We start from the raw sequence: 6276 nt of genomic DNA, 5'->3' as shown, positions 1-6276 counted from the left end.
CCCGGCGGCTTGTCAGTCGTTGTTCCCGGTCAGTGGAGGCGCATTATAGGGAGTTCTCGGCAGGCCGCAACCCCTAATTGCAAAAAACTTTTCAAGCGCGTTTTTTTTCAACAAAAGGGCGAAAAAGCGGCGAATTTATGTCACTTTTTCAGGCAAACAGCCATAAAAGCTGGCGATCACTGGAGTAAAATAGAAATAACGATGTCAGTAAGGATCCGCAGCCATGCCGTTAAATGCACAACAACAGGCCGCCCAACGCAATCTTTCTTATCTGCTTGCAGAAAAACTCGGCCAACAAATTCTGGCAGGCGATTATCAGGCCGGCAGCATCCTGCCTGGTGAAATGGAACTGGGCGAGCAATTCGGCGTCAGCCGTACCGCAGTGCGCGAAGCGGTGAAGATGTTAGCCGCCAAAGGCATGTTATTGCCGCGCCCGCGCATTGGCACCCGCGTGATGCCGCAAAGCCAATGGAATTTCCTCGATCAAGATTTACTGACCTGGTGGATGACGCGGGAAAACTTCGATCAGGTGATGCAACACTTCCTTATCTTGCGCACCTCGCTGGAGCCGCAGGCCTGCGCGTTGGCGGCAAACCACGCCAGCCCGCAGCAAACCAAGTTGCTGGCGGGGCTGATGGCGGAAATGCGCGCGCTGCATACCCAGTTTGATCGCGAGCGTTGGATCCAGGTCGATACCCAATTCCACCAGCTCATCTACGAGGCCAGCGGCAACCCGTTCCTGACCTCGTTCGCCAACCTGTTCAGTTCGGTGTACCAAAGCTACTTCCGCGCCATCACCGGCAATGAAGTGATCAAGCTGCGCCATCATCAGGCTATCGTCGATGCGATACTCGCCGGAGACAGCGCAGGCGCCCTCGTCGCCTGCCAGGTATTGCTGAAAGAGAAAGACTAGACACGCTCCCCGCTTATATATAGAAGAAAGAGACGAGGGACAGACGACCATTTAACCAGGACCGACCATGACCCAATCCGCGCGCAGTATGGCAGGACTACCGTGGATCGCCGCAATGGCGTTCTTTATGCAGGCGCTGGACGCCACTATCCTCAACACCGCGCTGCCGGCGATCGCCCAAAGCCTGGGGCGTTCGCCGCTGGCGATGCAATCGGCCGTCATCAGCTACACGCTGACGGTGGCAATGCTGATCCCGGTCAGCGGCTGGCTGGCGGATCGCTTCGGCACTCGACGGGTATTCATCTTCGCCGTCACGTTATTCACCCTCGGTTCGCTGCTGTGCGCCTTGTCTCCTACGTTGAGCGCGCTGGTTGCCTCTCGCGTGCTGCAGGGCATCGGCGGCGCGATGATGATGCCGGTCGCGCGCTTGGCGCTGCTGCGCGCCTACCCGCGCAGCGAACTGCTGCCGGTGCTGAACTTCGTCACCATGCCCGGCCTGGTCGGGCCGATTCTGGGGCCGCTGCTGGGCGGCTGGCTGGTAACCTACGCCACCTGGCACTGGATTTTCCTGATCAATATCCCTATCGGTCTGCTCGGCATCTTCTATGCACGCAAATACATGCCGGACTTCACCACGCCCAAACGCCGCTTCGATTTCCTTGGCTTTATGCTGTTCGGCCTGAGCCTGGTGCTGATCTCCACCGGGCTGGAGCTGTTTGGCGAGCGGGTGCTGGCCAGCTACGTTTCGCTGGGCATTCTGCTCAGCGGCTTCGTAATGCTGTTCGGCTACATCGCGCACGCACGCCGCCATCCTCAGCCACTGATCGGTCTCGACCTGTTCAAAACCCGCACCTTCTCGGTCGGCATCGCCGGCAACGTCGCCTCCAGACTGGGCACCGGCTGCGTGCCGTTTTTAATGCCGCTCATGCTGCAGGTGGGATTCGGCTACACGGCGATCGTCGCCGGTTGCATGATGGCGCCAACCGCCATCGGCTCGCTGATGGCGAAATCCACCGTCACTCAGGTACTGCGCTGGTTCGGCTACCGTAAAACGCTGGTCGGCATCACCGTTATCATCGGGGTGCTGATCGCCCAGTTCGCCCTGCAAAGCCCGGGCATGCCGCTGTGGCTGATGATCCTGCCGCTGTTCGTGCTGGGCATGGCGATGTCCACCCAGTTCACCGCCATGAACACCATCAGCCTGGCGGATTTGAACGACGCCAACGCCAGCGCCGGCAACAGCGTCCTGGCGGTCACCCAACAGCTGTCCATCAGCTTCGGCGTGGCGATCAGCGCGGCGGTGCTGCGTTTTTACGAATCCCTGTCGTTAGGCACCATGATCGACCACTTCCATTACACCTTTATCACCATGGGGATCGTCACCGTGGCGTCGGCGCTGGTGTTTATGTTGCTGAGAAGGAAAGATGGCCGCAATTTGATCAGCGGCCAGGAAAGCAAGAAAGAAGCGAAGGCGGCCAGTTAACGGCGCCCCACCGAGGCGCGTTCCACCAGCTCGGGCGTCAGCACCAGCACCTGGGGTGCGCGCTCCGGGTTCTGCAGGCGGTTGATCAGCGCATCGATCGCCAATTCGCCCAGCGAATCCTTCGGTTGGTGAATGGTGCTCAGCGGTGGCGCCAAATAACGCGCCAGCTCAATGTCATCGTAACCCATCACCGCCATATCCTGCGGCACGGAAAGCCCGGCCTGATACAGCGCCTGATAAACGCCTACCGCCACCGCGTCGTTGCCGGCGAACACCGCATGCGGCGGCTCGTCCAGCGCCAGCAGTTGGCGCATGGCGTTTACCCCGCCCTCAAACTCAAAGTCGCAATGCACTTCATACCCTGGCGGAACCGGCAATCCGGCGCGACGCATCGCGTTGCGATAACCTTCCAGTCGGTGACGGGCGGTGGTTTTATCCTGCGGGCCGGCGATGCAGGCGATCTTGCGGTAGCCGCGGGCGATCAGATGGTCGGTCGCCATCTCGCCGCCCAGCAGCGAGTTATCCTGAATAATGTCGTTGGCGCCCTCGAACGGCGCCCAGTCCATCATCACGATCGGCAATGACGGGTAGCGGCTCAGGGCATCTTGCGATGGCCGGTGGTTTTCGGTGCACATCAACAGCAAACCGTCGACGCGCTTTTGCAGCAGCGTCTCCATGCTGCGGTTCATGCGCGCGGCGTCTTCTTCGGTATTGCACAGAATTAAACTGTAGCCGCGTTCATAGCAGCTGCGCTCCACGCCGCGCACCACTTCGGCATAAAACGGGTTGTTGCTGGCGGTCACCAGCATGCCGATGGTGCGCGTCTGATTGAGCTTCAGGCTGCGCGCCAGCGCGGAAGGCGCATAGTTCAGCTGTTCCACGGCCGCCATGACCTTGTCGCGCACGCTGTCGCTGACAAAGCGATTGTTGTTGACCACATGCGAAACGGTAGAAGTTGAAACGCCCGCCAGGCGGGCGACATCTTTCATGGTGGCCAAAGGATCACCCCTGCTGCTGCAAGAAGGCGTCGATCTCTTCACGCCACGGCACCGAAGGCTGCGCGCCTGGGCGGGTCACGGCGATCGCCGCCGCCGCATGGGCGAAACGCACCGCGTCGGCCATGACCTTGCCTTCCAACAGGGCGGTCACCAGCGCACCGTTAAAGGTATCGCCGGCGGCGATGGTATCCACCGCTTGCACCTTGAAGCCGGGCACCCGTTTGCCGCTGCCGTTGCCGTTTTCGCTCAGCCACACGCCGCGGCTACCGAGGGTGATGATCACCGTCGCGATGCCCTTGTCGTGCAGCGCCTGCGCCGCACGCGCCGCATCGTCGTCGTTGTCCACGGCGATGCCGGTCAGGCGCTGGGCTTCGGTTTCATTCGGGGTGATGATATCGATCATGGCCAACAGCTCGTCCGGCAGCTCGCGCGCCGGGGCCGGGTTGAGGATCACCTGCGTTTGATGTTGTTTCGCCAGGTGGGCGGCGGCGATCACCGTCTCCAGCGGCGACTCCAGCTGCATCAGCAGGGCATCGGCGTCGATCACTTTTTGTTGGTAGCGCGCCAGGTAATCCGGCGTCACCGCGGCGTTGGCGCCGGCATCAATGCCGATCACGTTCTCGCCTTCGGCGTTGACGAAGATCAGCGCCACGCCGGTGGTGCTGTCGGCGATGGCTTCAATCGGTTGAGTATCAATGCGATCGCTCGCCAGCTGCCGGCGGATACGCTCACCGATATCATCGGCGCCTACGCAGGCGATAAAGGCGATCTCCGCCCCGCTGCGCCCGGCCGCCACCGCCTGATTCGCGCCCTTGCCGCCAAACGCCACCTTATACTGTTTCCCGATCACCGTTTCGCCCGGGTGGGGGAACTGTTCAATATTGAGGATATGGTCGGCATTGATGCTGCCAAGAACCACCAGCTTACCTGTTTCCATCGCATTGATTCCTGAATTGCGCGCCATCGTAAACGCCCCGTTCCGATGGCGCTGGTATGACTTACTGAGTGACCAGCTTCAAATCCACCGGGATGGTCGCCGGCACTTTTTCGCCTTTCAGCACCTTATCGGCGGTTTCCACACCGATCACGCCGATCTGATCGGGGCGCTGCGCCACGGTCGCCGCCAGCTTGCCGCCTTCGACCGCTTTCACGCCGTCGGCGGTGCCGTCGAAGCCTACCACGATCACGTCGGTTTTACCGGCAGTTTGCAGCGCACGCAGCGCGCCCAACGCCATTTCATCGTTCTGGGCAAATACCGCCTGCACATCCGGGTGAGCGGTCAGCAGGTTCTGCATCACGTTCAGACCCTTGGTGCGATCGAAATCGGCCGGCTGGCTGGCCAACAGTGTGAATTTATTCTGATCCAGCGACTGTTTGAAGCCTTCGCCGCGTTCACGCGCGGCGGAGGTGCCGGCAATGCCTTCCAGCTGAATCACCTTGGCATCGGTGCCCGCTTTCTTGGCGATGAAGTCGCCGGCCATTTTGCCGCCCACGCGGTTATCCGAAGCGATGTGGCTCACCACGTCGCCCTTGCTCGCCACGCGGTCCAGCGTGATGACCGGGATCTTAGCCTGGTTGGCCATCTTGATGGCGTTACCCACCGCGTCGGAGTCGGTCGGGTTGATCAACAGCAGCTTGGGCGCCCGCACCATCAGATCCTGCACGTTGGCCAGCTCTTTCGCCGGGTTGTTCTGGGAGTCTAGCACCACCAGGTTGTAGCCCAACTTGTTGGCCTCTTGCTGCGCACCATCCTTCATCGAAACGAAGAACGGGTTGTTGAGGGTGGACACCACCAGCGCGATGGTGTCTTTGGCCATGGCATTGGCGCTCAGGGTGGCGCTCAGCGCGATGGCGGAGGCTAAGGTTGCCAGTTTTTTCATTTTCATCATCGTGATTCCTGTAGGGGGAGGTTACTTGTTGCTTTTGTTATCTACCAGAACCGCCAGCAGTATCACCACTGCCTTCACGATCATTTGGTAGTAGGAAGAAACACCCAATAAATTCAGGCCGTTGTTCAGGAAGCCGAGGATCAGTGCCCCGATCAGCGTGCCGACGATGCGCCCCTTGCCGCCGGCCAGGCTGGTGCCGCCCAGCACCACGGCGGCGATGGCGTCCAGCTCATAGCCGGTGCCGGCGGTTGGCTGCGCCGACGACAGGCGCGCCACTTCGATTACCCCAGCCAACGCCGCCAGCAGGCCGCACAGCGAGTAGACGATAATCTTCACTTTATCGACGCTGATGCCGGACAGACGGGTCGCCGCTTCGTTGCCGCCCAGGGCATAAATATAGCGGCCCAGGCGCGTATGGTGCAGCATATACCAGGCGGCGATGAACACGATCGCCATGATCCAGATCGGCGTAGGCACGCCCAGCGGACGGCCGATGCCGAACCAGCCGAAAGTGTCGGCCACATCGGTGAAACCGGTGTTGATCGGGCTGCCGTTGGTGTACACCATGGTGACGCCGCGCAGCAACAGCATCATCACCAGCGTGGCGATAAAGGCCTGCACTTTGCCTTTGGCGACGATCACTCCGGTGCAGGCGCCAACCGCGGCGCCCAGCGCCAGTGCCGCCGCCACCGCCACCAGCGCGTTGACCTCAAAGCCGACGATCGACGCCGCCACCGCGCCGGTCAGCGCCAGTAGCGATCCCACCGACAGATCGATGCCGGACGTGAGGATCACCAGCGTCATCCCCACCGCCATGATGGCGTTCACCGAGGTCTGCTGCAGAATATTGAACAGGTTGTTCAGGGTGAAGAAGTTCGGGCTCATGGAAGAGACCACGGCGATCAGCACCAGCAGCGCAATCAACGACTTCTGCTCTAACAGCCACTCTTTACTGAACCAGCGCTTAGCTGCGATAGTCTGGGAACTCATATC

The 6276-nt window shown here is 60.8% G+C and carries 6 protein-coding genes; 2 read left to right on the top strand and 4 right to left on the bottom strand.

Annotated elements, in window-relative coordinates; all coding sequences use genetic code 11:
- The first annotated feature begins 223 nt into the window (after positions 1-223).
- Entirely contained in the window at positions 224-913 is a 690-nt protein-coding gene (locus ACTJJ6_RS14210) for a FadR/GntR family transcriptional regulator (RefSeq protein ID WP_004933751.1), read from the top strand.
- 67 nt (positions 914-980) lie between these two features.
- Complete coding sequence (mdtD, locus tag ACTJJ6_RS14205; protein ID WP_025160302.1) at positions 981-2396, top strand: multidrug transporter subunit MdtD; 1416 nt, start codon at positions 981-983, stop codon at positions 2394-2396.
- Here the strand turns inward: mdtD and rbsR are convergent.
- From rbsR to rbsC, 4 genes are all read right to left on the bottom strand, one after another.
- Positions 2393-3394: a ribose operon transcriptional repressor RbsR gene (gene rbsR, locus ACTJJ6_RS14200; RefSeq protein WP_025160301.1), complete on the bottom strand. Its 1002-nt coding sequence runs from the start codon at positions 3392-3394 to the stop codon at positions 2393-2395. The two genes, mdtD and rbsR, sit on opposite strands and share 4 nt — an antisense overlap.
- A 4-nt stretch (positions 3395-3398) precedes the next feature.
- On the bottom strand, positions 3399-4331 hold the full coding sequence (rbsK, locus tag ACTJJ6_RS14195; protein WP_164053766.1) for a ribokinase: 933 nt from the start codon (positions 4329-4331) through the stop codon (positions 3399-3401).
- Positions 4332-4392: 61 nt separating this feature from the next.
- Positions 4393-5280 carry a ribose ABC transporter substrate-binding protein RbsB gene (gene rbsB, locus ACTJJ6_RS14190; protein WP_049299635.1) on the bottom strand — a complete coding sequence of 296 codons (888 nt, stop codon included), beginning with the start codon at positions 5278-5280 and terminating at the stop codon, positions 4393-4395.
- Positions 5281-5304: 24 nt separating this feature from the next.
- Positions 5305-6273, bottom strand: a complete 969-nt coding sequence (rbsC, locus tag ACTJJ6_RS14185; RefSeq protein WP_004933766.1) for a ribose ABC transporter permease — start codon at positions 6271-6273, stop codon at positions 5305-5307.
- Positions 6274-6276 lie beyond the last annotated feature (3 nt).

Origin of the sequence: Serratia sp. 22278 (assembly GCF_052045405.1) — a bacterium.
In the GTDB taxonomy this organism is placed as follows: Bacteria; Pseudomonadota; Gammaproteobacteria; order Enterobacterales; family Enterobacteriaceae; genus Serratia; species Serratia marcescens.
Note: the sequence above shows the minus strand (reverse complement) of the source record. Positions and strands in the feature narration are given on the sequence as shown.